Genomic DNA, 26,165 nt, shown 5'->3' on the forward strand with positions numbered 1-26,165 from the left:
TGAATATATATCCGATTTATGATGCGGACAAGTATCCAGCGTTCTGCACGGAGTCCGTTTCAGCGCCCTGTCGCCGGTTTTCCCGTCCAGTACTCGTAGTCCATGTATGCCGCGGTCAGGCGCGCCGTCTCCGCGCCGTACAGCCGCGACAGGACATGCAGCGAGCCGTCGATGCCCGCCGAAATCCCCGCCGTGGTGACGATCGTGCCGTTGTCGGTCCACCGCACCCCTGTCCGCGTTTTGATGGCGGGCGACACTTTTGTGAGTCCGCGCAGCGCTCCATGCCATGTTGTCGCCTCGCACCCGTCGAGCAGGCCGAGTTTCGCGAGTATGAACGCGCCGGTGCACACCGACAGCACGATGCGCGCGCCGGCCGCCTGCGCGCGTATCCATGCCGCCACGGCGCTGTCCTTCTCGGCCGCCTCCCTGTCCCCACCGGGCACCACGAGAATGTCGGCCTGGGGGCAGTTCGCAAAGCCGTGCGCCGGTGTGACGCCGAGGCCGCTGTGCGCGTGTATCGGCGCGCCATCGGCCGAGACGGTGAACACCTGCAGCGACACCGACGTATCGGCGAGCGCGGCATCGGTGAACACTTCCATCGGACCGGCAAAGTCGAGGAGGTACACTCCTTCATACACGAGGATGCCGACGCGCATCGGCGCCTGTTGTGCGTGTGTTGTCATGGTCTGAATTCCGGAGAGTGCGAGAAACAAACCCGCCGCGCAGCGGAGCAGAGTGAGCTTCAGGGTTTGATGATCTGTCATGGTGTGTGGAGGACGCGGTGGGGCGGTATTATGTGACTGGAACATCGATATGCTCGCGTGGTCCGCGAGACACATGCGGATTGCCGCGGATGTACAAGCGCCAGGGCAAATCTGCTGCGCGCCGTATGCCCACACGCGGCGAACGGGCAACATCCGCGTTGTCGATCGCGGGTGCGTCGAGAAGGACGACGTCGCCGCGACCGTGTAACGACAGGCCATTGTGCTGCGGACCGATACCGAAGGCCTGGCAGCATTTTGCCGGTCCGTTACACAGCGACTTCATGGTCGCAGCCGTGCCGCGGTTCCGGAGCATGCGCTGCTCTCCCGCGAGCGGTTCGATCGCACGTATCAGGACCGCTGCGCCACGGCCCGCGGTTTCGGTGACAACGTTCATACAGTAGTGCATGCCGTAGGTGAAGTACACGTACAACACGCCGCCAGCCTCGAACATGGCCGCGTTCCGCTGCGTGCGTCCGCGGAAGGCGTGTGAGGCGGTGTCGCCCTCGGGAGTGTAGGCCTCCACTTCGACAATGCGTCCCGCGATCACATCGCCGTCGACGTGTCGCAGAAGTATTTTCCCGAGCAGTTCGCGCGCCACCACGAGAGTCGGCCGAAGGTAGAACCCCTGCGCCAGCGGGGATCCGCCAATGCGCGTCCGCGTGTGTAAACGGGACACAGCGCCGCTTTCCGCCGTTCTCACCATCGCGGCACTCTACCGCGCCGCCCGGAGTATGTACTCGCGCAGGTCGGCGATATCCTGATCGCTGAGACGGTCGCGTGAGAAAAACGGCATGGCGTCGGATCCTCCGCGTACGAGGGCCGGGATACGATCGGCATAGTCGCGCAGACGGCGCAGGGGCGGACCGCTCCCGCGTGCATTGTCGCCGTGACACAGCGCGCAAGCGGCCGAGAACAGTTCCATTCCCCGCTCCGCGTTACCGCGCAGCCGGAGTATCGACTCCATCTCCCTGACAAACGCCTCCTTCACAAATCCTTTCTGACCGGGACGCGGCGGTGTCTCCCAGCGAAGCGTCTTTGCCTCCGCGCCCGTGGATATCGCGGCGAAGTACGCGAGCAGCGCGGCCGCTTCCTCGGGGGCCAGCGCCGCGCGGAGCGATTCGCCCCGCTCCTGATATTCGTGCGCACATTTTGCGGCACCGGCGGCCGTCGCCGCAATGTCCGCGCCCATGAATTCCCCGTTCCACACCGAAGTTCGACCCGCCGCACCCACAAGCGAATGCCCCGCGCGCACGACACCCTCGATGACGACACTTTCGTCGGCGTCGCTGTGGCAATCGGCGCAGGCGACGCCGGTCCGCCCGAATTCCGGATCACGATAATGCCGCTCGCCGTTACGCGCCAGTCGCGCGTCAAAGGCGGGCAGTTTCCTGTCGCTCTCGCCCCGCGGCACGCGATCGCCGCCTTCGCCGCCGCAGGCGGCAAGGACGAGGAGCAGCAGGCCGGGCAGCCACAACACCGCCCTGCCGCCGGATTTGTGAACAGCCGGACCTGTCACTCGTCGTCGTCTCCGTAGCCGGGTTTCGGTTCCCACAACTCGCCGTCGCAGGGTATGTACTCCTCCGTCACATGCTCGTCGAGCTTGGCACAGAGCACACCCGTCTCCTCGAAGTGGCGGCACGAGGCGCAGAGTGTGCCCGAGAGGACCTTCCGTGTCTCCTCGCGGTAGAGCCGGTACTGGACCTGTATCGGATGCACGACAAATGCGTAGAGGGAGACGGCCGTGATGCCCCACCACAGGGAATAATCGATCCAGCGCAAGTATTCGAAGGCCAGCAGCGCGACGAGCACCACGAGCGCGGCGCGCAGCAGGGCCCACGCGACAATGCTGCCGATGGTGTTCCTGTAGGTCTTCTGCGGCCCGGGCGGTGTGCCCTGATACGAATCGTGTGTGGAGGGGTCCATCGTGTCGTTTTCCGCGGACGCATCCGTGTCATTGATTCGACACGGAGAAACCGCTACCTTTCTCTTTCGCGACAAGATGGATTTTCGCACCGTCAGATTCAAGTCACATGGCCCTCTTTGGCAAAAAACCCCGCTTTTTATGGCCCCCCGCGTGGACGTACACGGGAGACGGCCTGTTGTGGCTGCTGCGTTTCTCCCCCGCGGGCAGAATCGTGGGCGAGGTGCGCCACCCTGCCGAGAGGACCGTGCGCTACTTCTGTCTCGACGAACGGAGCGGCGAGCCGCTCTGGGAGAACCGCGGTTTTGACGAGCCGTGGTGGATCGGCGTCGAAGACGTGACCGCGGACCGGCTGTACCTGCACCGCTTCCGCAAGCCCGACATGCCCCAGCATCTCGGCATCCTCGCGCTCGACATCGAGACCGGCGCCCTGGTGTGGGAAAATCCGGATTTTACATTCCTCTTTGTCCGAAACGACACGATCTACGCCGCGCGCCAGGGTTTCGAGGCGATGAAGTACTACGCGCTCGACGCCGTCGACGGATCCGTGCGGCGGGAACTCGGCACCGACACGGGACACATCAATGCGCTGCGCACCGAGATCAACGCCATCGACTGGTTCGCGGGGTACGCGTATCCCGAACCGCTCCCCAACTCCCACGACGCGCACGGCGAGGCCGACCGCCTTCTCCGCGCGCAGGTGCGCCAGGAGGAACTGCGCGGCCCGGTCGACGTGCTTCTCACGCCCGAACTCCTCGCGGCGAGCTGGCATGAAACACTCGCGGCCGCCGGCGGCGGATCCGCGACGCTGTCGCAACGATTTGCGGCGTGGCGGAGGCGCGACGGCGCACTGGCCTTCGAGACGGAACTCGGCAGGGGCATGAGCGCGCCGGGTCCCGATTCGTTCTTCACAAAAGATGGACAACTCTTTTATATTCGCGACGGCATTACACTCACGGCCCACACGCTTCCGGGAACACTGGCATGACGGTTCGCACAGATACTCTCCGCATCGAAACGCGCGGCTCCAACGACATGATCGACATCACCGAACGGCTGCAGTTGCTGCTCACGAAGCACAAGCTGAAAGAGGGCTCGATGACGGTGTTTGTTCCCGGTTCGACCGCGGGACTGACAACCATCGAATACGAACCCGGCTTGAAGCAGGACTTTTCGGCGCTCATGGAGCGCATCGCACCCCGCGCCGCGCACTACTTTCACGAGGAGACCTGGAACGACGGCAACGGCCACTCGCATGTGCGCGCCTCGCTGCTGGGCGCCTCTCTCACCATCCCCTTCGTCGAGGGACGGCTGTGCCTCGGCACGTGGCAGCAGGCCATCATCGTCGATTTCGACGTGCGCCCTCGCACGCGCAACCTCGTCGTGCAGTGCCTCGGCGAATGACGGCGGGACGCGACGGACGCAGACATCACTGAAGACACAGGACTCATGGATCATTCCAACACAATAGAAAGCGGCAGGACCGTGGTGCGCATCGAGGCCCGGGCGCTCGCGACGCTCGAGCGCCGCATCGACGATTCCTTCGCCGCCGCCGTCGAACTCATCTTTGCCAGCGACGGTCGCGTCGTTGTGACGGGAGTGGGCAAGAGCGGACTCATCGCGCGGAAAATCGTCGCGACGTTCAATTCCACCGGCACGCCCGCCATCTTCCTGCACCCCGCCGACGCGATTCACGGCGACCTCGGCATGGTGCGCAGCGAGGATGTTGTGATCATCCTCTCGAAAAGCGGCAACACCGAGGAGATCAAGAACATCTATCCCCTCTTCAAACAGATCGGTGTGCGTATCATCGCGATCGTCGGCGCGACGGATTCCTTCCTCGGAAGCACCGCCGACGTGGTGCTCGACGGCAGCGTCGAGGAGGAGGCCTGTCCGCACGATCTGGCACCGACGGCGTCAACCACTGTCGCGCTCGCATTGGGAGACGCGCTCGCCATCGCCCTCCTCGAGAAGCGCGAATTCACGCCCGAGGATTTTGCGTTCTACCACCCGGGCGGGAATCTCGGCAAACGTCTGCTCCTGCGCCTCGCGGAGATCATGCTGAAGGGCGACGCCGTGCCCGTCGTGCACGAGAACGTTCCGCTCGGCACCGCGATCATCGAGATGACCAGCAAACGGCTCGGCGCCACCTGCGTGGTGGACGACGACGGCGTGCTGCTCGGCATCATCACCGACGGCGATCTGCGACGGCTGCTCGAGAAACAGTCCGACGTACACAATGTGGTGGCGCGCGACGCCATGACCCGCAATCCGAAGACGATCATGTCGCAAGCGCTCGCAAGCTCGGCCCTCGAAATCATGGAGCAGTACAAGATCACGCAGCTCATCGTGCTCGACACGCGCCGCCAGCCGGTGGGCATCGTGCATTTGCACGACCTGATTCAGCTCGGCCTGAAAGGGTAGCGGCATGCCACGAAAACCCTTCCTGAGCGCCCTCGAATCACGCGTCGTGTTATTCGACGGCGGCATGGGCACCGAGCTGTACAACCGCGGCGTGTTCATCAACAAGTGTTTCGAGGAACTGAACCTCACGAATCCGGGCCTCGTGGCGCAGGTACATGCCGAATACCGCGACGCCGGCGCCGACGTGATCGAGTCCAACACCTACGGTGCCTCGCGCCACAAACTCGAGGCCCACGGGCTGCTCGACCGTCTGTACGACATCAACCTTGCAGGCGCGCGCCTCGCCCGCGAAGCCGCGGGTGACGAAGGATATGCAGCCGGTTCGATAGGACCTCTCGGTCTGCAAATCGAACCTCTCGGACCGCTATCGCGCGAAGAGGCGCGAGAGATGTTCAAGGAACAGGTCCGCCCTCTCCTCGAAGGCGGCGTTGATCTCTTTATCCTCGAGACGTTTATCGTGCACGAGGAATTGCAGCAGGCCGTGCGTGCCGTGCGCGAACTCTGCGACCTCCCCATCATCGCGCAGATGACGATCAACGACGACGCGAACGCGCTGACAGGCGCCGAGGCCGAGGTGATGGTCGGAGAACTCGAAGCCGTCGGCGCCGATGTGATTGGCGTGAATTGCACCGTCGGACCGAACGTCATGCTCTCGTGGCTCGAGCGCGTGCGCGGGCTCACCGAACTCCCCATCTCCGTCATGCCCAACGCGGGGAAACCGCGCAACATCGACGGACGCAACATGTATCTCACGTCGCCCGAGTACCTCGGCGAATTCGCGAAGCGCTACATACAGGCTGGCGCCAATGTGATCGGCGGCTGCTGCGGGACGCGTCCCGAGCACATCCGGCGCATGCGCGACGCCGTCGCGGTGTACTCGCCCATGGCCCGCACGACGCGCACCGAACTTCGCGGCTTCGAAAAACCCAGGGACGTCGAAGTCACGCCCCTCGAGGAGAAGTCGCGCCTGGCGCGTCGCCTCAACGACAAACATTTTGTCACCTTCGTCGAATTGCTCGCGCCGCGCGGCGTGTCCGCCGAGAAGGAAATCGAGAGCGCGCGCAAGATGTATTTCTACGGTGTCGATGTGATCAATATCCCCGACGGACCGCGGGCCAGCGCGCGTATGTCGGCGCTTTCGCTCGCCGTGCAAATACAGCGCGAGGTCGGCATAGAAACCGTCCTGCACTATGCCTGTCGCGACAGGAATGTGATCGGCATTCAGTCCGACCTCCTCGGCGCACACGCACTCGGACTCCGCAACATTCTCGCGGTGACGGGGGATCCGCCCAAGCTCGGTAATTATCCCGACGCCACCGCCGTGTTTGATGTCGATTCGATCGGCCTGGTCAACATCCTTGCGCGGCTGAATCACGGACTCGACATCGCAGGCAATCCCATCGGCGCACCCACCTCCCTGCACATCGGTGTCGGCGTAAATCCGGGAGCGACGAACCTCGACCAGGAACTGCGCCGCCTTGATTGGAAGGTGGATGCCGGCGCAGAGTTTATCGTGACACAACCCGTTTTCGACCTCGACGTGTTTTTTTCCTTTGCGCGTCGCGTCGAACATCTCCACCTTCCCTTGATCGCCGGAGTCTGGCCCCTCGCGTCGCTGCGAAACGCCGAGTTCATGAATAATGAAGTGCCCGGATGCAGCGTGCCTGATTCCATCATGGCCCGTATGCGGGCACATCAGGATTCAAAGGAGGCGGGACGCGCCGAAGGTATCGCCATCGCGCGCGAAACGCTTGCACTCATGCGCCCCGCCATCGCGGGAGTGCAGATTTCCGCCCCCTTCGGGAGAGTGGACGCGGTGGTGGACATCCTGTCCTGATCATTTCAACCATCACCTGATACACCCTTTACAATTGCCTTGAAAATGTGTATGTTGGGTTCATGGCGTCGTTCGGATATCGTGAGCATAGCGAACCCACCGCGTTTATCAAGCTTCTTAAAAACCGGAAGCTCACGATACTCGTCGGTATCGCGAGTGTCGCCGTGCTGCTCGTGATGTTCAGCAACAAGGGATTGCTGCGGCGTGTGATGCTCGAGAGCGAATTGCGCGAGAAGGAAACACGCATCGCGGAGTTGCAGCAGGACCTCGCGACGCTCGAGAAGCGCAAGACGCTGCTGTTGCACGACCGCAAGACGATCGAACGTGTCGCGCGCGAAACGTACGGGATGATCCGTCCCGGAGAATTAGTGTATCGCGTCCGTCCCGCGGAGCCGCAGTCCGTCGAATGACCGTCATTGGTATCGACATCGGCGGCACGAGTATCAAGGGTGCTCTTGTCGATGCAGCATCGCGAAAGATTCTTTCGCAGACCGCGCAGCCGACATGTGCGGACGAAGGTCTCGATCGTGTTGTGGGCCAGATACACAAGGTTGTTGCGGCGCTGTTGGCATTGCCCGGCGGGGCGGAATCGCGGGGCATCGGCATAGGCGTGCCCGGCTCCGTCGACGTCGCGCGCGGACTCGTTCTGCATCCGCCGAATTTGCGCGGCTGGGAAGAGGTGCCCCTCGGCGCGCTCATCGCAGACGCTTGGGCGTTGCCCGTGTCGCTTGACAACGATGCGAACTGCGCCGCGCTTGGTGAAGCCACCTTCGGCGCGGGAAGCGGGATACGGGATTTTATCGCGCTGACCCTGGGTACCGGTGTCGGATCCGGCATCATTCTCGACGGCCGCATCCATCACGGCGCGCGCGGGTACGGCGGCGAATTCGGTCACATGACCATCGATTACAACGGGCCGATGTGCGGCTGCGGCAATTACGGCTGCGTGGAGGCGTATGTCGGCAATTCGTACATCGTCGCGCGCGCGCGCGCCGACATCGCGGCGCATCCCGAATCCGCGCTCTATGCCGTGGCGATGCAGCACCCCGAGGATGTGACACCAAAACTCATCGCCGAAGCGGCGCAGTCGGGAGATTCATGCGCCCAGCGGGTGCTGTACGATACGGGCGACAAGCTCGGCGTCGCCATTGCCTCCGCGGCGAATCTGCTCGATGTCACGACCTTCATCATCGGCGGCGGCGTGTCGGCGGCCGGCGCGCCGCTCTTCGACGGAATCATGTCGGGCGCCCGCACACGTGTCCTGCGTGTGCATCGCGACGATCTCCGCATCCTGCCCGCGGCTCTTGGAAACGACGCGGGTGTGCTGGGAGCCGCGTCCCTGGTCCTAACCGCGGGGTAACGTCCCCTACTCGTCGGTGTCGTCGTCGCGGCCGTTGCTCTTCGCGGCGCGGTACGCGGCGTCTGTGATCTTGATGAAATGCTCCATGACGTTGAGCGGTGCGCCTTCGCGCGGCACCGACAGGACGTAACTCCCGTCCTCGAGCAATTCGTACGCCTCGGTGCGCGGATCGAGGTACGGTGGAAGAATCGATTCCAGAATGCGGCGGACGACGTCTTCGTCCTCGACCCGTGTCATGACCTCGACGCGGCGGTTCAGGTTGCGCGGCATCCAGTCGGCGCTCGAGATGTACACCTCGCACTCATTGTCCTCGCCGAACACAAACACGCGGCTGTGCTCGAGGAAACGTCCGATAATGCTGCGCACGCGGATGTTTTCCGACACGCCGGGAAGTCCGGGACGCAGGCAGCATATGCCGCGCACCGCGAGATCGATCGACACGCCCGCCTGCGAGGCGCGGTACAGCGCGCGGATAATCTGCGAGTCGACCAGGGCGTTGAGTTTGGCGATGATGCGGCCCCGCCCCCCCTCGCGCTGTTTCTCGGCTTCACGCTGTATGAGGCCCAGCAGCTTCTGGCGCATCGAGATCGGCGCGACGACGATCTTGTTCCATTCGGACTGGTGGGAATATCCCGTGAGATAATTGAAAAGGCCCGAGGCCTCGTAGCCGATGTCCTCCCTGCAGGTGAGCAGGCCGAAATCGGTATACAGTTTTGCTGTGCTTTCGTTGTAATTGCCTGTGCTGAAATGTGCGTAGGTGCGCAGGCCCTTTTTCTCCTTGCGCACGACGATGGCGACCTTGCAGTGTGTCTTGAGGCCCATGATTCCATACACCACATGCACGCCCGCGTGTTCGAGCGCGCGCGCCCAGATGATGTTGTTCTCCTCGTCGAAACGCGCCTTTAATTCCACAAAGGCCGTCACCTGCTTGCCGTTTTCGGCCGCGCGCGCAAGCGCCTTCACGATGGCCGATTCTCCGCCTCCCGCGCGGTAGAGCGTCTGTTTGATCGCGAGCACGCGGGGGTCGTCGGCGGCCTCCTCGATAAATTCCACCACCGGTGTGAATGAATCGTAGGGGTGGTGCAGGAAGATGTCGCGCGCCTTGATCGCGTCGAAGATGTTCGGATCGTTGCGAAGCTGCGGCACGGGACGGGGCGCGTGCGTGCGGTCCTTCAGGTGCCGCTTTGGCAGCTTGATCAGGTCCATAAAATCCGCGAGGTTCATCGGCCCCTCGATCGTGTACACGTCGCGTTCCGCCACGTGCATCGCGCGCATCAGCAGCTTGCGCTGCTTCTTGGGCATGCGATGATCGACTTCGAGACGCACAACGGCGCCCCAGCGTCGGCGCCGCACCTGCTCCTCGATGGTCTTGAGGAGGTCCGACGCCTCGTCGTCCGCGATCTCGAGATCGGCGTTGCGCGTGACACGGAAACGATGCCACTGCTTCACCTGCAGGCCCGGGAACAGGGCGTCGGCGTTGGCCGCGATGATTTCGCCCAGAAGCACGAAATGTTCGCCCTTTTTGTAGGTCGGAATCGACACGAGCCGCGAGATGATGGGCGGCACCTGCACCACGGCGATGCGCTCGTCGCCCGTCACGGGATCGCCGATCGTCATCAGGAGGTTCAGGGATCTGTTCAACAGATGCGGGAAGGGATGTCCGGGATCGATGGCCAGCGGCGTGAGAACGGGGAACACATCATCGTAGAAATACTGCTCGCACCAGTGGCGCGCATGCTCGTCGAGCTGTTCGCGGGAATGGATGAACACGTTCTCGGCTTCGAGGCCGGGCACGATGTCGCGGAGGAAACAGTCCGACATCGCCTTCATCATGCGTGTAACCCGGGAGTGGATCTCGTCGAGCGTTTCCTCGGGAGTCATGCCGTCGGGCGGCACGTCGGGCACGCCGAGCGCAAGCTGATCCTGCAATCCCGCCACACGGATCATAAAAAATTCGTCGAGGTTCGACGAGGTGATCGCCAGGAACTTCAGGCGTTCCAGCAGCGGCACGTCGGGATCGAGCGCCTCGTTCAGCACGCGCGTGTTAAAATCGATCCAACTCAATTCGCGATTAAAGTACAACGAGGAATCGTACAGGTTCACCGCCTGTATCCCCTGCTCCGCCACGACGCGGATCCCTTCGTGATCCGCCTCGCCGGGCAGCACCGCATCGTACGCCGCATCCTGCTGCTTGGCGTACATGTGATGGATGTTTGTCGTGTTTACTGAATCAGGCATCGGTCCACCGCGAAATACTGTGTCCTGAAAGATACGCAGATTTTGTGAGCGGAGTGTGAGGGACTGGTAGATGGGTAGATGGTAGTTGGTAGTTGGTAGATGGTAGTTGGTAGGAAATGAATTGGTATTGGGCGGCGTAAGGAGACAGGATACAGGAGACAGGAGACACGGATCGAATCAGCTCCTGTCTCCTTACTCCTGTCTCCTCACCCGGTCGGACCAGATCGATCTACCCTCTACCATCTACCATCTACTCGGCTTTGTATTCCTCCACATTTCCGCTATTTTTACATGATACGTCAAAACTGAAGCAAAAACGGAGATACATGCTCGTACAACAGCGGACAATCAAAGAAAGCGCGTCGTTTTCGGGCACCGGACTCCACACCGGCGCGATGACCACGCTGACATTCCGGCCCGCGCCGGAGAATTACGGCATCCGTTTCATCCGCACGGATCTCGGAGGAAATCCTGAGATCCCCGCCCTCGTCGATTACGTCGTCGACGTGTCGCGTGGCACGACGCTCGGACATGGCGACATCAAGGTGTACACCGTCGAGCATGTGCTCGCCGCCGTCGCGGGACTGCAGATCGACAATCTCGTCATTGAACTCGACGGCATCGAGCCGCCGCTCGGCGACGGCAGCGCGCATCCCTTTGTCGAGGCGCTGCTCCGCGCGGGTGTCGTCGACCAGTCCGCCCCGAAAGATTATCTGATCATCGACAAGACCATTCAGTACTCGAACGCCGAGAAGGAAATCGACATCGTCGCGCTTCCGCTCGACGACTTCCGCGTCACGGTGATGGTCGATTACAAGAATCCGGCACTCGGCAGCCAGCACACGGGGCTCTTCAATCTCGAACAGGAATTTGTGTCGCAGTTCGCGTCGTCACGCACCTTCTGCTTCCTGACCGAGGTCGAAATGCTGCACGACGCGGGTCTGATCAAGGGCGGCACGCTCGACAGCGCCGTGGTGATCGTGGACCGCGAACTCGACGCGCAGCAGTTGAAACTCCTGCAGAAAAAATTGTCGATCGACGAGACCATTCACCTGAACGACCACGGATTCCTGAACGACATCACGCTGCGCTATCGCAACGAACCCGCGCGGCACAAACTGCTGGATCTCATCGGCGACCTGTCCCTCGTGGGTGTGCCGTTGAAGGCGCAGATCCTCGCGGCGCGGCCCGGTCACGCGAGCAACGTCGAATTCGCGCGCATGATCCGCAAGCTCTACCTCGAGAAACGTCTCGTGAAAAAGTACCAGGTGGCCAAAAAGGAGGGCATCGTCTACGATATCCAGGCCATCATGGAGATACTGCCGCACAGATATCCGTTCCTGCTCGTCGACAGGGTCATCAGTCTCGAGATCGAGAAGAAGATCGTGGGCATCAAGAACGTGTCGATGAACGAACCCTTCTTTCAGGGACATTTCCCCGGACGCCCGGTCATGCCCGGCGTGCTTATCATCGAAGCCATGGCGCAGTGCGGCGGCATCCTGCTGCTGAACAGCATCGAGGATATCAAAACGAAACTTGCGTTCTTCTCCACCATCGACAAGGCGAAATTCCGCCGGCCCGTGCTTCCCGGCGACCAGATCGTCCTCGAGGTCGAGCAGGTTCAGCGCCGCCGCAACATTCTGCACATGCGCGGCCGTGCCTTCGTCGACGGCCAGCTCGTGGCCGAGGCCGAGATGATGGCCGCCGTCGTCGACCGCTGAGACAGCGGCGGAAATCGCCCCTGCGCACCACTCCCATCCGCAAACACCCGCCTGAAGACACATGCCACAGATTCATCCGACTGCCATCGTCAATTCCTCCGCACAACTCGCCGACGACGTGATCGTCGGCCCTTTCACCATCATCGAAGCCGACGTCCGCATCGGCGCGGGCACCACGCTCGGCGCACATGTCTTCGTCGATAACGGCGCGCGCATCGGCGCCAACGTGAAGATCCATCAGGGCGCGGTGATCGCGACGCCGCCGCAGGATCTCAAATACCGCGGCGAACCGACCGAAATGTTTGTGGGCGACAACACCGAGATCCGCGAGTACTGCACGCTGAACCGCGGCACCATCAACACGCGCAGATCGTCGGTCGGTAAAAACTGTTTCCTCATGGCGTACGCGCACGTGGCGCACGACTGCACCGTCGGCGATCACGTGATCCTGGCCAACGGCGCTATGCTCGGCGGACACACGGTGCTCGGCGACTGGGTCATTGTCGGAGGATTGACCGGAGTCCACCAATTCGCGCACATCGGCGCGCATGCCATGGTGGGTGGCGTCTCGAAGGTTGTGAAGGACGTGCCGCCGTACTGCCTCGCCGGCAGACTGCCCGCGCGTTTCGAAGGCCTGAACTCGATCGGGCTGCGCCGCCGCGGTTTCTCGCGCGAGACCATCGACGCGCTCGACGCGGCCTACCGCGCTCTGTACAACCAGGGAATGAACGTGTCGCAGGCCGTGGAATACATCGGTCGCAATGTGCCGATGATTGCCGAGGTCCGCTCGCTCCTCGAATTTATCGCCGCCAGTTCGCGCGGCATCATCCGCGCCGGCGGCTGAGCCGGCGCCCCATCCGGATTTCCATGACCAACGCACCTCTCCGCATCGGCGTGATCGGCCTGGGCCACCTCGGCTCGCTGCACGCGAAAATGCTCTCACAGTCCCGCAACGCCGTCCTCTCGGCCCTCTTCGACACCGACGCGGCCAAGCGCGAGACCGTCTCCACGCAACTCGGCGCGCCCGCGGTCGATTCGATCGACGCCCTCTTCGACGCGGTCGACGCCGTCTCCATCGCCACTCCCACCACCACGCATTTCGAGATCGCCTCGCGCGCGATCGAGCGCGGACTGCACGTCTTCATCGAGAAGCCCGTGACAAAGACGGTGGAGGAGGCGCGTGCCTTGAATTCCCTGGCCGCGCAACACGGGCGCCTGATCCAGGTCGGCCACATCGAGCGCTTCAATCCCGCCATCGTGGCGCTCGACAACCACGCCCTCGCGCCGCTCTTTGTCGAGTCGCATCGTCTGGCACAATTTAATCCGCGCGGCACCGACGTCGCGGTGGTGCTTGATCTGATGATACACGACATCGACATCATCCTCTCGCTCGTGAAAAGCGAGGTGACCGACATCGACGCCAGCGGCGTCGCCGTCGTGTCGGGCTCGGCCGACATCGCCAACGCGCGGCTCAAATTCGCAAACGGCTGTGTGGCGAACATCACGGCGAGCCGCATCTCGCAGAGCCGCATGCGCAAGATGCGCCTCTTCCAGCGCGACGCGTACATCTCGATCGATTTCCTGCAGGGCACGTCCGGTGTGTTCCGCCTCGTCGATGCCGACGCCGCGGGTGTCGTTCCTACGCCGATGCTGGGCCAGATCGAACAGGGATCGGTAAAACGCACGATCATCTTCGAGCAGCCGCCCGCTCCGGCCAACCACAATCCCCTCGCCTACGAATTGCAGTTGTTTGTGGATGCCGCCCTTGGCGGCGCCCCGCCCGTGGTCGACGGACTCGCAGGCCAGCAGGCGCTCGAGGTTGCGGAACGCATCGTGGCGATGATAGGCGACGCGCGGCCGTGACCGTCTCGAGTCACGCCAAAATCAATCTCGGCCTGCACATCCTCCGGAAACGGGAGGATGGATATCACGACATCGACACGGTGTTTCATCGCATCGGCATGGCCGACCGCGTGACGCTGCGCCGCGTGGAACGCGGCATACGCTGCCTCTGTTCCGATCCCGCGATTCCGACCGACGAGCGCAACCTCTGCGTCCGCGCGGCGCGCGCCCTGCTCGACGCGACGGGAAACGACGCGGGCGTGGTGATAGATCTCGAAAAGACCATCCCCGCGGGCGCGGGGCTGGGCGGGGGCAGTTCCAATGCCGCGGCGGTGCTGCGCGCGCTTCCCTCCCTGCTCTCGATCGACATCGCGGAGGACGATCTTTTCCGTATCGCCGCCGGACTCGGATCGGACATCCCGTACTTCCTGCACCCCGGCAGCGCACATGCCACGGGCCGCGGCGAGCGCCTCTCGTACTTCATGCTCGAGGTCCCGTACTGGATTCTTGTCACGGTCCCCCCCGTCCACGTCTCCACCGCGTGGGCCTATGGCGCGTTCACCGTCGACCCCTCGCTGCCGGTGCGGAATATTCGGACTCTCTTGTCCGATAATATCCACAACGCCCGCGCGCTGGTGAACACGCTGCGAAACGACTTCGAACCCGTCGTGTTCGCCGCATACGAGGAGGTGATGCGGACGAAGGAGATACTGGTGCGCACCGGAGCCGATTTTGCGCTGATGAGTGGGAGCGGCGCCGCGGTGTTCGGCCTTTTTGCCGACGAGGCCTATGCGCGCGAGGCGGCGGACTTCTTCGCAAAACGCCACCCGGTGTCCCTGACTCCGCCGGGACACACGTTCTGACCGCGAAGCGGCGCCCTTTCGGCTTGTGCGTGGCGGCGGCCGAACGTACTTTCATTTCTCCACGAGCGGCCATGTCAGGATTCGCCGCCGCCGGAAGTCGTTGACACAACGTTCCCCGATCATTCACGAGCATTCCATGACCCCGTCCCTTGCACGCGCCGCACTCCTCGCCCTCGCCTGTGCCGCCCTCATAGGCGGTTGCACGCCCGATGACGACAACCCTCACGTGCGGCACTATAATAATCCCGCCTGGACATCGGACGGATCGGTCATTGTTGCCGGCTACGCGGACTACTCACTGCTGGATGGGGTGAACGGCGGACCCGCGGGCGCGCCGAACCTCGTGGTGCACACCGTGGCGACGGGCGCCGAAAACCCCGTCCGTCTCGACGGGTTCTCGCATGAGGACAGGTTCTGGCTCGTTCCGCGCACAAACATGCTCGCAACGGCAAACGGGCCGGTGCGCTTCTTCCGCTTCGACGGCTCATTCCTTGGCAGCTTCATACACACGGCGACGGGCACGGCGCCCACACACCTGGCCTTCGATACCACCGGCACAAGCTACCTGTGGGGGTACAGCACCGGGAGCCGCATCGTTATCGGACAGAACACCTTCGGTAACGAACCATGGAATCCCACACGCTCGACCGTCCTGCTCGACACCGCGCTGGGCACCCGTCTGCTCGATATTGTCTGGATCTCCCCCACGACATACGCGATACACATGTCGGACGGGGCGGTGCCCGTGTTCGGTACCGACGGTGATCTCATCGCGCAGTTTCAACTCCGCCCGCGCAAGGACGAGGACGTCCATCACACGCGTCTGCACGTGTCGGACGAGCCGTCGCGCCGGCAGCTCTATGCTTTGGACGACAGCGGCATCGTCGCGTTCGACATCACACGTGTTGCGACGCGCCTGATCGTCAAAGGCACGGTGATCAATCTCTCGGTTTCGAACAGTTCCCAATTCATTCTTTTCGAGACACGGACAGGCGATTCCTGGCTGGCAACCAAGGAGGGTTCGCCGTTGACCCGCTATCCCCAGCACATCATGGGTGCATTCTCGGCGAATGGAAAATCGATCGCGGCCGTGTCACGCCTCAGCGTCTACCGGGATTCGCTCTCGATATCCACGTTCCTGCGCTGATCGACAGACTATTTCCGCGGCCGGGGATGCCGTGCTCGTTGTTCCGCCAGCTTCCAGAAATAGCGTGCTATAACCACACCGTTGAGTTCACGGTCCGCAAGCGACACATCGGCCTCGCTGAGCGTCTGCAGCAGAACTGCTTCGCGTTCGTACTCCCCTGCCTCGTGATATAACATCGCCGCGAGTCGCAGGCAGTCGATCTGGAATTCACCCGGTTGCGCATCCTCGAGCAGAGAGCGCGCGGCTGTTTCCCCGTGACGGTCTGCACAGCGTTCAGCATAGAGCAGCCGCGCGAGATTGTTCCCCGGATCGACGGAAAGCGCGCGTGTGAGATCGAGGCTGTCGCTGCGTCGCGCATACGTCTCGTTCCGCTGCGGCCGGCGTGCGCGCGCAAGCGTGTTGATAATCGCCTCACGAGAGACGGACCGACGAAGCGCAGCGCGGAAACGCCGTGCGTCCTCCGCGGCCCATCCGCCGAGTGATGCGCGCACGACCCGCGTCACTTCTTCATCCGCGCGGGCACTGTCGCCGGTGTACCAGGCGGCAAACGCGCGCCAGATGCGCACGGGAAATATTGTGTGGGCCCGGGAGGGATCCGCGAGCAATGTTCCCGTCCATTCCAGCACCTCCTCGTGCCGCTCGAGATTCAGGAGCGACAGCGTACGCCCGAACACCGCTGTTGCACTCGGCGCGAGCGCCTCGGAAGCGCGATACAGCGAGTCCGCGGCGACGAAGTCGCCCGCACGGAAGGCCTCGCGTGCGCGACGATTGGCCTCGGTGACGGCACGCGGACATATCTTGCGCGCAAGCGGAGGGCGAAGGAAGGCATACCGGATCGCCTCGCTGTCGGGAAGAACGCGCGGCACCTTTCGAAGATACGCGCGCCATTCTTCGTCCAATTGTTCGAATGAACGCCCGACCGCTGCCTCGACGTTGTCGTCACTGTACGCGCGCTTCACGACGTCGAAACCCCGCGTTTCGAGCAGCCAGTGAGTAAAAGAGCCGCTGGCGATGTATCCGGCGGACGAGGCGCCGGACAGAAATCCCTGCGTAGTCATACACGCGCGGGCCGACGGCAGCAGATCCTGTGCAAGCATACCTGCCGCCTGTTCATGCGGCGTCCGGCCCTCACGCGCCCATTCCACGGCCACTGCGAGTCCCTCCGTCAGTCCGAGACAACGGAACACCGGCGCCCCGAATGGTTTCGGACCGAAGGATGCGGCGACCGCGTGCACGAGTTCGTGTGTCAGTGCATCGCTCCATCCCGCGAGCGAAAGATGAAGCTCGCGCGTCCAGGGTCGCGCGATCTGTGACGATTCCGTCCCTATGAGCCGGCGCTTCGAGGCCGCGTCCGGATACAGGTACGTCGTGATGTGCACGGCACGTTTGACACTGAGCGTGGAGACGACCCGCTGGAGCTGGAATTCGTGTTCGTCCGCAATCCGCGCGATCTCCTCGCGCGGCACACGTGTGGAGTCGTACACGATGGTACAGTGCCTGGTCTGAAACACCGCGCCGAGTTGCGCGCGAGCGTATGCGGCGCTGTTCGAAAATCCGAGGTGATCGCTGGCCGCAAAACCCGCTCCGATGACTCCTGCCGATACAACGAAGGCGAGGAAAAATCCCGCGCGAAATGTGCCGCGCAGATATTCTCTGCCGCGTTCCGTCAAGACAAAAGACACCTGTATGAGAGCCACGCAGTACGCGCAGGTGAGAACACGGTACAGCAGCAGCGTGCCGAGAGGCGGACGCGCTTCGTCCCACGAGAAGCCCACAAACAGGCCGAACAGATGATTATATGCGTACAGTTGCGGTTGCGAATAAATCTGCGCCACCGGATGCAGAAGCAGCGCCGCGATCACTGCCGTGTATGCGGCGTACGCGCGCCAGGAGCGGAACAGCCGCGTGCAGAGCGCCGCGAGCGCGGTACCGAACAGCGCGGTGAGGCCCGGAATCAACACGAAGAATGCGGCCCCTTCGAGCGGTGTGCAGTTGGGCACAAACCACGCGTTCGCGATCAGAATACTCATCGGAAGAAGAAGCAGTATCCACACCGACGCGGCGACACGAACGATTCCGGCCATGTGTGCGCGGAAGGGTGAAGCGGTCGTATCTTGACCGCCTACGGGTGAGGGCTGTAAGCGGAACGACGCGATGGCGAAAGGGCCTGCTGTGAGGCCGACACAGAGTCCGGCCAGGACGGCGAATTCATACCCGAAGGTCCGAAATAATGGGAGCTGCGTGCACACGATCCCGAAGGCGAGATACATGGTGCCGAGCACTGCGGAGCGGACCGAATAGATCAGACGGAACATGCGGGAAAATACACATACGCTGATCCGCGTCCATCCCTTGTGAACGAGATCGGAACGATGCATGTTTCCATTGGCACACATACTCGTCAGGACTACGACCACACATGGCCATACATCACGATTCCCCGTCACTCATCCCAAGCGACTTCCCACCGGCACTGGCCGAGGATATACGCCAGGAGCTGTCCCGCGCGGGCGCGAGCGCTCCGGTGTCCGTGCATCCGGGGAGATTGCGCGCCATCTGTCGCAGAGCGGCGGGGATTGCCCTGCGCGCGGTACACGATGACGCTGCATCGGAGGAACATGGTTCGAGCGCAATAGGACTGTTGGAGCGTCTGGCCACGGACCAGCACGCGCCCTCCGATGTGGCCGCAGCCGCAGCGCGTCTTCGCGCAAAAAGGGAGGGCGACGACACCTCAACAATGTCGCCGGATCCGCTCGCCGATCTTGCTCGTATCCTTCATTACTGCGCGGGCATGTTGTCCAAGCCCTGATCTCACGGAAGACCGCAATACCCGGTACTCCTTCGAATGTGCTCCGGTTTTCATGCACTGCCGTCGAAGGCCTGAACGCGGAGACTGAAACACTTGTGAACATGGGATACCGGGCGTTTGTACCGCTGCAAGTGTCAAAATATTGCCTGCACGAAACGAGGCGTGAAAATTCTTCAAGGTTCCCGGGAAATGGGTCTCACAAATCCGCGAAATCACATATATTTATGTTCGAAAGCCGGGTGACATTATTTTGACACTTCCCCGGATGAATCGTTGACTTTCCCTGCCGCATCGGATATATTACTGTGTTGCAGGAATTGAGTCGAAAAACGGACTGCCCATGTATCTCCTCAGTCTTATCATCATCCTCAGTTATCTCGTCGGATCAATTCCAACCGGATTGATTATCTCCCGATGGGTAAAGGGCATCGATATTCGCAAAGCGGGAAGCGGGAATATCGGGAGCACCAACGCGATGCGCGTGCTTGGATGGAAATGGGGGCTTGTCGTACAGGTTGTCGATATACTGAAAGGATTGACCGCCGTGCTGGTGATTGCGAACCTGCATTACGGCGATTTCCCTTTCAACAACAAAACACCTTTTGACGATTATGTTGTGGTGCAGATCATCGCCGGTTTGGCAGCCGTGTTGGGTCACATTTTCTCCGTGTTTCTGAGTTTCCGCGGTGGCAAGGGAATAAACACGGCCGCGGGCATGCTGGTCGGCATCGCGCCGATCGACATATCGATCGCGCTGATCGTCTTCCTGATCGTCCTTTTCTCGACAGGGTATGTGTCGCTTGGCTCCATCAGCGCCGCGACAGCGTTCCCGACGACATTGTTTGTGCGCTTCAACATCTTCAAGGACAGCATCCCGAGTTACCACACGCTGATCATTTTCAGCATCGCTCTGTCCGTCCTGTTGATCTACGCGCACCGGTCGAATATCCAGCGACTCCTCGCCGGCTCCGAGCATCGATTCCATAAGCTGAAGATCCTCGGGAGGAAAGTTGGCGGATCGATGCGGACGATGATTTTCTGATACAACCGGCATGCGGGCGGGCGCCGCGCATGCGATGATCGGTGTTGTTGTGCGCTCCTGGGCCTTCATGGCAATCTCATGAACATTGGTGTCATTGGTGCGGGTAGTTGGGGAACCACACTCGCCGTCCTCCTCCATGAGAACGGTCATACTGTCACGCTGTGGAGTTTTGTGCCAGCCGATGTCGAGACCATGCGCGCGACACGCCGCAACCTCTCGTACATGCCCGAGCTGGAACTGCCGGCAGCGCTCGAGGTGACGGACGACATATCACGCGCCGCGTCCGGCAAGGATCTGCTCCTGCTGGCCACACCGTCGCAGTTCCTCCGCGGAGTGCTTCAACAGGCCGCCGCGTCTATCAGCGGTGATCCGATTCTGGTGAATGTTGCAAAGGGCATCGAGACCACCACGCTGCTGCGCATGTCGGAACTTGTGGCGGACTGCCTGCCCGCGTCCTCGCCCGACCGCTACTCCGTTCTGTCAGGACCCAGTCACGCGGAGGAAGTCGCGATTGGAAAGGCCACATCGGTGGTTGCCGCCTCCGTATCTGCCGACACTGTGCAGGCCGTGCAGAAGGCCTTCATGCAACCGGCCTTCCGCGTCTATGGCAGCAGCGATGTGATCGGCGTGGAACTCGGCGGCTCGTTAAAAAATGTCATCGCAATTGGGGCGGGAATTTGTGACGGTGCGGGCTTCGGCGACAACACCAAGGCGGCGCTGATCACACGCGGCATCGCCGAAATGCGCCGGCTCGGCATCGCTCTGGGCGCCGAACCGCATACCTTCGCGGGCCTCTCGGGATTGGGCGACCTTATCGTGACGACCATGAGCCGCCACAGCCGCAACCGCCACGTCGGCGAGGAAATCGGACGCGGGCGCACGCTCGCGCAGATCCTCGCATCCATGCGTATGGTCGCCGAGGGGGTGGACACCACACGTTCAGCGCACGCGCTCGCATTGCGCACCGGCGCCGAGATGCCGATCACACATCAGATGTATCACATCCTGTTCGACGAAAAACCTCCTGAAGTCGCCGTCCGCGATCTCATGACCCGCTCCGCGAGAGACGAAGTATGGTAGAAGCGGACTTCCCCGTGGTACCAGGATACACGATTCTCGACCATGCCGGCAGCGGCGGCGCGGGCGACGTGTTCCGCGCACGCAGCGAGGAAAGCGGCGAGATCGTGGCCGTAAAAATTCTGCGCGATCCCTCGTCCGACGACGGCGATCTGCGCCATGAATACCAGGTGCTCAGCGCCCTCGATCATCCCTCTCTCGCGCGTATGCTCGCATGCGGGAAAACCGGATCGGATCATCCTTTTCTCGTCATGAGCTGGAGCGAGGGCGCGGCGATGACACGCGCGCTCTTTCTTCACGAAGACGGCACTTTCGACAACCGCGCCTTCGCGCGTGCCATACTTCGTGTGGCGGAAGCCCTCGTGCATATCCACGTGCAGGGGGTCATTCATGGAGATCTGAAGCCGGCGAATATCCTGATACGCCGCGGTGATGACGGATCGATCGAAGCGACCGTGATGGATTTCGGACTCAGCAGACACGCGCGCGACGGCAGGAACGGTCTCGCCGGAACGGCGGAATATCTGGCACCGGAACTCATTCGCGGCGACGAACCCGGCGTCGGTTCTGACCTCTACGCACTCGGCTGCACCCTGTACGAATGTGTCGTGGACGATCCGCCGTTCACAGGCGCGGATCTGGCCGACGTGCTCGCGCGGCACGTGCGCGAAACCCCCGCGCCGCCTTCCGCCGACGGGTTCGATGCCACCATCCAATCGTGGATACTCACGCTCCTGGAAAAAGACCCGGCACTCCGATTTCGCGGCGCGGCACGGCTTGCCGCCGAGGCGGCCGCGTATCTCGGCCTCGAGTCGGCGGCGCGACCCGATGCGGCCACCGCGTTGCGGCTCCCGAAAGTGCCCCGCGAACAGGAGCTTTCCAAACTCCACGAGCTGCGCGCGCTGTCCGAAACACGCGCGCGGATTGCGCTCGTGGAGGGAGGCGCAGGTGCCGGCAAAACGACGCTCCTCAAGGACCTGCGAACCTCGCTTGTGCTCGACGGGATTCCCGTTCTCGCTCTCGGTCCGCGCACAGGCGACGAGCCCTTCGCGCCCATCCTGCGTGGACTCCGCGCACAGGCGCACGGGACGTACGACGACACGCTGCTTCCCGAAGCCGGGGTCATCGCCGCGGCCTTTCCTGACGCGCTGCCCGGTGTCGCCCAGGCATCACTGGAGAGTCTGACGCCGGATGCGCTGAAGCTGCGTGTGTTTCTCGCGGCCTCGATCCTGCTCGTGGGCGGAAACGCATCCCGCGCGCTGCTGTTCGAAGATTTTGACGCAGCGGACGAACTGACACGCGAATTCCTTCTCTCGTTCGTCTCCTATCTTCACGCCCGTGAACAGGCCGGGTGTTTTGTCGTGATCACGGCCGACGCAGTCAATGCCGCGAACGAGTTCAATCAGCTCGCGGAGATTCCCGGCACAACACGCATCCCCATACCGCCGCTCAGTCCCGATGCGCTCAGCGCCTCGATCCGCGGACTGCTCGGCAAAGCCGTCTCGCCTTCTTTCCTGAGCATTCTTCTGCGGCAATCAGCGGGACTCCCCGGCCGCGTGGAGGAACTGCTCTCGTTCTGTCTTTCCGAAGGTGTACTCGAGGCCACGCCGCACGGCTGGCTGGTGCACGAGCGCGACAACCTGGCCGGCATTTTTCCGGCATCCGTCGAGGATCAGCTCCGCCGCATCATCGCCCGTCTTGAAGCGGACACACGCACCGTCCTGGCCGCGGTGGCGCTCTCCCCCGCGCCTGTTCCGATGACCTGCCTGATGGACGTGTGCGCGCGTCCCGCCGCGGCCATCACGTCCGACCTCGGTCTTTTGCATGCGGCAGGACTCGTCGCACACGACGCTATTGCCGTATGGGCGGCCAACACCGCCGTGACACACGCCGCGAAGCCACCGGCTGCGGAAGCACGGCAGTTGCACGACCGCTTGTATGCCTGGCATGACGCGTCCCGCACGCCCGACCCATACGTGCGGGCCGTTCACGCCTATGCCTCGAGCACGCCGGAAAACGCACTCGACGATTTGCTTGAGGCGGCGCGTATACGGGCACGGCGCTTCGATATCCGCAAGGCCGAGGAGCTGTTTGTCGCGGCGCTGACTCTGCTCAAGGCGCCGTCCCAAGCGGAGGCGCGCTTCTCGGCTATGTCGTCGCTCATCGACATCGTGAACGTGCTGGGCAGGCGTGATGCGGAAGAGGAATACCTCGAGGAGATGCTCGTACTCGGCGCGCAGTCGGGCAATCCCGACCGTCTCGCCGAAGTGTACCGGCATCAGACCGAGTACTACATTTCAGTGGCGGAATTCGATCGCGCGCGGAAGAGCGCCGAGAAGGCGCTCGCCTATGCCACACAGGCGGGCGACCGCCACAACGAGGCGTATTGCCACAGGAAGCTGGGCTTCATCGAGTACAGGACGCGTCCCGGCCAGGCGGTGGTGGATCATTATTCACGCGCGCTGGCCGTGTACGAAAGTGATGGCAGCGCGTCCGACGCGGGCCAGGTGCTCGTGGATATCGGACTTGTGTATTACTCCATCCTCGACGATCCACCGAAGGCGTTGGAGCATTTCGCACGCGCGCGGACTCTCTTCGACGGCGCGGGAGACAAGCGCGGGCTGATCCGCGCCGAGGGCAACACGGGTGCGCAGTTGTACTCGCTGGGCCTGTACGAGGAGGCGCACGAGCATCAGGTGCGTGCAAATGCCATAGCGCGGGAGATCGGCGATCGCCGCTTCCTGGCGACCTCGCTCGGTTCGCTCGCGCAGTGTGAACTTGCCCTGTGCAGATATTCCGAGGCGCTGCTGCATCTGAACGAAGAGCTGCGCATCAGCAGGGAAATTCGGGACAAGTATCTCGAGGAACTCTGCCTCGAGAACATCGGGGAATTGTATCTGAGTCTCGGCGAGTACGACAAGTCCATCGCCGCGTACACCGACGCGAAACGGCTCGCGACGGAAAGCGGCAACGAGGTCGGCTCGATCGCCTGCGACATCGACATCGCCGGCGGCATGATCGAGAACCGCGACACGGACGCGGCCGCCAAACTTCTGCGCGCGGCGCGCGCGGCGCTGACGGAGTTGCACGACGTGAACGTCGAGGCGATGCTGCTGTACCGGACCGGCATGCTGCACATCGCGCGCGGCCCGCTCCACGACGCCGATCGCGCCCTCGAGGCCTTCCGCGCTCTCGGCGATCTCGCCGACGCGCAGGATTTCCGCTCGCATCGCATCCTCGCGCGCTCCTACGCGGGGCGCTGCCTCATGCTGAGCGGGCGCCATGCGGAGGGCGAGGCGTTATCGTCGGCCGCTGTGGCGCTGCTGGACGAGGGCGGCCCGCTCTATGGTGGAGCGGCCGATGTGCTGCTCAACCACGCGCTGGTATTGCGCGCGCAGCGCAGCGCCGATGCCGTTGCCTTCGTCGATCGCGCGTACGCCGAGCTGATGCGCGTCGCGGAAATGATCGACGATGTGCACCTGTACCGCAGTTTCCTCGAGCGCGTCAGGGTCAATGCCGAGATCGTGCGCGAGTATACGCTCGCCCATCGAGGAGATTCGAAGGACGCGATCTCCGCCGTCCGCGAACAGAATCTCCGCACGCTGTACGAAGTCGCGCGCAAGATCAATTCCGTGCTGGACCTTCCGCCCCTGCTCGAGAACATCATGGACAGCGCCCTCGAGGCGATGAACGGCGAACGCGGCCTGATCTTTTTCATCGAGGACGACCAACTGGTGCTGAAAGTGTCGCGCAATGTCGAGAAGGAAACCATCGAGGACGCGACTGCCATCAGTCTCAGCATTCTTCGCGACGTCGTTGCGGGCGGCAAACCCATCATCGTGGCCGACACCGCGCAGAGCGAGGAATTCCGCAACCGCGAGTCCGTGCGGAATTTCAACATTCATTCGCTCGTGTGTGTCCCCATGCGCTCGAAATCGCGACTCATCGGCACAGTGTATGTCGACAGCCGCAGTGATGCGCTGCGCGCGATTTCGTTCTCCGACATCGACGCCGAATTTCTCGAGGCCTTTGCGAACCTCGCCACCATCGCCATCGAAAACGCGCGTCTGCACGCCTCGCTGCGCGAGGAGAACCTGTATCTCCGCAAGGCCATGACGCGGCAGTTCGGATTCGAGAACATCATCGGCGACAGCGACATCATGCAGCGGCTCTTCTCCGAAACACAGGGCGCCATCTCGACCGACGGCGCGGTGTTGATCTCCGGGGAGAGCGGCACTGGAAAGGAGCTGGTGGCGAAGGCGATCCATTTCAATGGCGCGCGCAAGGACCGTCGTTTTGTCGCCGTCGACTGCGGCGCGCTGCCCGACACATTGCTCGAAAGCGAATTGTTCGGCTACAAACGCGGCGCATTCACCGGCGCATACACCGACAAACCCGGCCTGTTCGAAGAGGCGCACGAAGGCACTCTGTTCCTGGATGAAATCTCGAACACGTCGCTCGCCTTTCAGGCCAAACTCCTGCGCGTGCTGCAGGACGGCGAGTTCCGCCGGGTCGGCGACACTGCCGTGCGACGCGTCAACGTCCGCATCATCTGCGCGACCAACAAACATCTCGACGCGGAAATCGAGGAGGGACGGTTCCGGCAGGATCTGTTCTATCGCCTGAACGTCATCCCCATCACGGTTCCCTCGCTGCGCGACCGCGTGGGCGACGTGCCGCTCCTGGTGCAACACTTCATCGCGAAGTATGCGGAGAAACATCCCACGCCGGTGACCGGGGCAAGCTCCGAGCTGATCGAAACTCTGCAGCGCTGTCCGTGGAAAGGCAACGTCCGCGAACTGGAGAACCTCATCAATCGCATGATGACACAGGCCGCGGAAGCCGTGCTGTCAACACGGAACCTCCCCGCCGATTACCAGCAGTATCAGGTCGACACCGCTCCCTCCGCTGGCGGCGACTATCAGGTCACGTTCAAATCCGCCCCGAAACTCGTGACACTACAGCAGGCGGAACGCGAACACATATTGAATGTGCTCCAGCATGTAAAAGGCAATAGGACTGAAGCTGCCAAAATACTCGGTCTCAAGCGCACGACACTGATAGAAAAAATGAAGAAATTGGGCATCATGTAGCGTCGGCATTTTGACGGGGAAGGAAAT

21 protein-coding genes are annotated in these 26,165 nt (G+C 62.5%); 15 read left to right on the plus strand and 6 right to left on the minus strand.

Annotated features, from left to right (window positions below; genetic code table 11):
• Positions 1 to 59: 59 nt before the first annotated feature.
• From HY962_01935 to HY962_01950, 4 genes are read right to left on the minus strand one after another with little or no spacing between them, the layout of a single operon-like run.
• Positions 60 to 764 (minus strand): DJ-1/PfpI family protein, encoded by a 705-nt coding sequence (locus HY962_01935; GenBank protein ID MBI5645665.1) that lies wholly within the window; start codon positions 762 to 764, stop codon positions 60 to 62.
• 28 nt (positions 765 to 792) lie between these two features.
• A complete protein-coding gene (locus HY962_01940; protein ID MBI5645666.1) occupies positions 793 to 1,467 on the minus strand; it encodes a DNA-3-methyladenine glycosylase in 675 nt (224 codons plus the stop codon).
• A gap of 9 nt (positions 1,468 to 1,476) precedes the next feature.
• The gene (locus tag HY962_01945) at positions 1,477 to 2,280 is read right to left on the minus strand and encodes a cytochrome c (GenBank protein MBI5645667.1); all 804 of its coding nucleotides are present in this window, start codon (positions 2,278 to 2,280) and stop codon (positions 1,477 to 1,479) included.
• A complete protein-coding gene (locus HY962_01950; protein MBI5645668.1) occupies positions 2,277 to 2,687 on the minus strand; it encodes a hypothetical protein in 411 nt (136 codons plus the stop codon). Before HY962_01950 ends, HY962_01945 begins: the two co-directional genes overlap by 4 nt.
• Positions 2,688 to 2,794: 107 nt before the next feature.
• On the opposite strand from HY962_01950, the gene HY962_01955 reads away from it, so the two are divergent.
• The 6 genes from HY962_01955 (at position 2,795) to HY962_01980 (ending at position 8,306) form a co-directional block, all read left to right on the plus strand.
• Complete coding sequence (locus tag HY962_01955) at positions 2,795 to 3,673, plus strand: DUF4905 domain-containing protein (GenBank protein ID MBI5645669.1); 879 nt, start codon at positions 2,795 to 2,797, stop codon at positions 3,671 to 3,673.
• Entirely contained in the window at positions 3,670 to 4,089 is a 420-nt protein-coding gene (locus tag HY962_01960; protein ID MBI5645670.1) for a YjbQ family protein, read from the plus strand. Before HY962_01955 ends, HY962_01960 begins: the two co-directional genes overlap by 4 nt.
• Positions 4,090 to 4,134: 45 nt before the next feature.
• The gene (locus HY962_01965; GenBank protein ID MBI5645671.1) at positions 4,135 to 5,109 is read left to right on the plus strand and encodes a KpsF/GutQ family sugar-phosphate isomerase; all 975 of its coding nucleotides are present in this window, start codon (positions 4,135 to 4,137) and stop codon (positions 5,107 to 5,109) included.
• A 4-nt stretch (positions 5,110 to 5,113) separates the two neighbouring features.
• Positions 5,114 to 6,946, plus strand: coding sequence for a bifunctional homocysteine S-methyltransferase/methylenetetrahydrofolate reductase (locus HY962_01970; protein MBI5645672.1), 1,833 nt, complete (start codon positions 5,114 to 5,116; stop codon positions 6,944 to 6,946).
• 62 nt (positions 6,947 to 7,008) lie between these two features.
• Positions 7,009 to 7,356 carry a septum formation initiator family protein gene (locus HY962_01975; protein MBI5645673.1) on the plus strand — a complete coding sequence of 116 codons (348 nt, stop codon included), beginning with the start codon at positions 7,009 to 7,011 and terminating at the stop codon, positions 7,354 to 7,356.
• Positions 7,353 to 8,306: an ROK family protein gene (locus tag HY962_01980; GenBank protein ID MBI5645674.1), complete on the plus strand. Its 954-nt coding sequence runs from the start codon at positions 7,353 to 7,355 to the stop codon at positions 8,304 to 8,306. The genes HY962_01975 and HY962_01980 overlap by 4 nt, the downstream gene beginning before the upstream one ends.
• A 6-nt stretch (positions 8,307 to 8,312) precedes the next feature.
• Here HY962_01980 and ppk1 read toward each other — a convergent pair whose 3' ends face one another.
• Positions 8,313 to 10,508 carry a polyphosphate kinase 1 gene (ppk1, locus tag HY962_01985; GenBank protein MBI5645675.1) on the minus strand — a complete coding sequence of 732 codons (2,196 nt, stop codon included), beginning with the start codon at positions 10,506 to 10,508 and terminating at the stop codon, positions 8,313 to 8,315.
• Between the two features lie 362 nt (positions 10,509 to 10,870).
• Here ppk1 and HY962_01990 point away from each other — a divergent pair, with 362 nt between their 5' ends.
• The 5 genes from HY962_01990 (at position 10,871) to HY962_02010 (ending at position 16,117) form a co-directional block, all read left to right on the plus strand.
• On the plus strand, positions 10,871 to 12,265 hold the full coding sequence (locus HY962_01990; GenBank protein ID MBI5645676.1) for a bifunctional UDP-3-O-[3-hydroxymyristoyl] N-acetylglucosamine deacetylase/3-hydroxyacyl-ACP dehydratase: 1,395 nt from the start codon (positions 10,871 to 10,873) through the stop codon (positions 12,263 to 12,265).
• A gap of 61 nt (positions 12,266 to 12,326) precedes the next feature.
• Positions 12,327 to 13,109, plus strand: a complete 783-nt coding sequence (gene lpxA, locus HY962_01995) for an acyl-ACP--UDP-N-acetylglucosamine O-acyltransferase (GenBank protein MBI5645677.1) — start codon at positions 12,327 to 12,329, stop codon at positions 13,107 to 13,109.
• Positions 13,110 to 13,132: 23 nt separating this feature from the next.
• Positions 13,133 to 14,128, plus strand: a complete 996-nt coding sequence (locus HY962_02000; protein MBI5645678.1) for a Gfo/Idh/MocA family oxidoreductase — start codon at positions 13,133 to 13,135, stop codon at positions 14,126 to 14,128.
• Positions 14,125 to 14,970, plus strand: a complete 846-nt coding sequence (gene ispE / locus HY962_02005; GenBank protein ID MBI5645679.1) for a 4-(cytidine 5'-diphospho)-2-C-methyl-D-erythritol kinase — start codon at positions 14,125 to 14,127, stop codon at positions 14,968 to 14,970. Before HY962_02000 ends, ispE begins: the two co-directional genes overlap by 4 nt.
• A 136-nt stretch (positions 14,971 to 15,106) precedes the next feature.
• Positions 15,107 to 16,117 (plus strand): hypothetical protein, encoded by a 1,011-nt coding sequence (locus tag HY962_02010; GenBank protein MBI5645680.1) that lies wholly within the window; start codon positions 15,107 to 15,109, stop codon positions 16,115 to 16,117.
• 8 nt (positions 16,118 to 16,125) lie between these two features.
• Here HY962_02010 and HY962_02015 read toward each other — a convergent pair whose 3' ends face one another.
• Positions 16,126 to 18,495, minus strand: coding sequence for a hypothetical protein (locus HY962_02015; GenBank protein ID MBI5645681.1), 2,370 nt, complete (start codon positions 18,493 to 18,495; stop codon positions 16,126 to 16,128).
• A gap of 41 nt (positions 18,496 to 18,536) precedes the next feature.
• Here HY962_02015 and HY962_02020 point away from each other — a divergent pair, with 41 nt between their 5' ends.
• From HY962_02020 to HY962_02035, 4 genes are all read left to right on the plus strand, one after another.
• On the plus strand, positions 18,537 to 18,926 hold the full coding sequence (locus HY962_02020) for a hypothetical protein (protein MBI5645682.1): 390 nt from the start codon (positions 18,537 to 18,539) through the stop codon (positions 18,924 to 18,926).
• Between the two features lie 340 nt (positions 18,927 to 19,266).
• Positions 19,267 to 19,968, plus strand: coding sequence for a glycerol-3-phosphate 1-O-acyltransferase PlsY (gene plsY / locus HY962_02025; GenBank protein ID MBI5645683.1), 702 nt, complete (start codon positions 19,267 to 19,269; stop codon positions 19,966 to 19,968).
• A gap of 78 nt (positions 19,969 to 20,046) precedes the next feature.
• Positions 20,047 to 21,048 carry an NAD(P)-dependent glycerol-3-phosphate dehydrogenase gene (locus tag HY962_02030; protein ID MBI5645684.1) on the plus strand — a complete coding sequence of 334 codons (1,002 nt, stop codon included), beginning with the start codon at positions 20,047 to 20,049 and terminating at the stop codon, positions 21,046 to 21,048.
• Positions 21,042 to 26,138 carry a sigma 54-interacting transcriptional regulator gene (locus HY962_02035; GenBank protein ID MBI5645685.1) on the plus strand — a complete coding sequence of 1,699 codons (5,097 nt, stop codon included), beginning with the start codon at positions 21,042 to 21,044 and terminating at the stop codon, positions 26,136 to 26,138. Before HY962_02030 ends, HY962_02035 begins: the two co-directional genes overlap by 7 nt.
• The last annotated feature ends 27 nt before the right edge of the window (positions 26,139 to 26,165 follow it).

The organism is Ignavibacteriota bacterium, from assembly GCA_016218045.1.
Taxonomy (GTDB): Bacteria; Bacteroidota; Ignavibacteria; order SZUA-365; family SZUA-365; genus JACRFB01.

What these genes read in the sequence shown, in the direction of transcription:
- HY962_01935 (MBI5645665.1), bottom strand. Translation starts at nt 764, where the DNA reads ATGACAGATCATCAAACCCTGAAGCTCACTCTGCTCCGCTGCGCGGCG.
- HY962_01940 (MBI5645666.1), bottom strand. Translation starts at nt 1,467, where the DNA reads ATGGTGAGAACGGCGGAAAGCGGCGCTGTGTCCCGTTTACACACGCGG.
- HY962_01950 (MBI5645668.1), bottom strand. Translation starts at nt 2,687, where the DNA reads ATGGACCCCTCCACACACGATTCGTATCAGGGCACACCGCCCGGGCCG.
- HY962_01955 (MBI5645669.1), top strand. Translation starts at nt 2,795, where the DNA reads ATGGCCCTCTTTGGCAAAAAACCCCGCTTTTTATGGCCCCCCGCGTGG.
- HY962_01960 (MBI5645670.1), top strand. Translation starts at nt 3,670, where the DNA reads ATGACGGTTCGCACAGATACTCTCCGCATCGAAACGCGCGGCTCCAAC.
- HY962_01965 (MBI5645671.1), top strand. Translation starts at nt 4,135, where the DNA reads ATGGATCATTCCAACACAATAGAAAGCGGCAGGACCGTGGTGCGCATC.
- HY962_01970 (MBI5645672.1), top strand. Translation starts at nt 5,114, where the DNA reads ATGCCACGAAAACCCTTCCTGAGCGCCCTCGAATCACGCGTCGTGTTA.
- HY962_01975 (MBI5645673.1), top strand. Translation starts at nt 7,009, where the DNA reads ATGGCGTCGTTCGGATATCGTGAGCATAGCGAACCCACCGCGTTTATC.
- HY962_01980 (MBI5645674.1), top strand. Translation starts at nt 7,353, where the DNA reads ATGACCGTCATTGGTATCGACATCGGCGGCACGAGTATCAAGGGTGCT.
- ppk1 (MBI5645675.1), bottom strand. Translation starts at nt 10,508, where the DNA reads ATGTACGCCAAGCAGCAGGATGCGGCGTACGATGCGGTGCTGCCCGGC.
- HY962_01990 (MBI5645676.1), top strand. Translation starts at nt 10,871, where the DNA reads ATGCTCGTACAACAGCGGACAATCAAAGAAAGCGCGTCGTTTTCGGGC.
- lpxA (MBI5645677.1), top strand. Translation starts at nt 12,327, where the DNA reads ATGCCACAGATTCATCCGACTGCCATCGTCAATTCCTCCGCACAACTC.
- HY962_02000 (MBI5645678.1), top strand. Translation starts at nt 13,133, where the DNA reads ATGACCAACGCACCTCTCCGCATCGGCGTGATCGGCCTGGGCCACCTC.
- HY962_02010 (MBI5645680.1), top strand. Translation starts at nt 15,107, where the DNA reads ATGACCCCGTCCCTTGCACGCGCCGCACTCCTCGCCCTCGCCTGTGCC.
- HY962_02015 (MBI5645681.1), bottom strand. Translation starts at nt 18,495, where the DNA reads ATGCATCGTTCCGATCTCGTTCACAAGGGATGGACGCGGATCAGCGTA.
- HY962_02020 (MBI5645682.1), top strand. Translation starts at nt 18,537, where the DNA reads ATGGCCATACATCACGATTCCCCGTCACTCATCCCAAGCGACTTCCCA.
- plsY (MBI5645683.1), top strand. Translation starts at nt 19,267, where the DNA reads ATGTATCTCCTCAGTCTTATCATCATCCTCAGTTATCTCGTCGGATCA.
- HY962_02030 (MBI5645684.1), top strand. Translation starts at nt 20,047, where the DNA reads ATGAACATTGGTGTCATTGGTGCGGGTAGTTGGGGAACCACACTCGCC.
- HY962_02035 (MBI5645685.1), top strand. Translation starts at nt 21,042, where the DNA reads ATGGTAGAAGCGGACTTCCCCGTGGTACCAGGATACACGATTCTCGAC.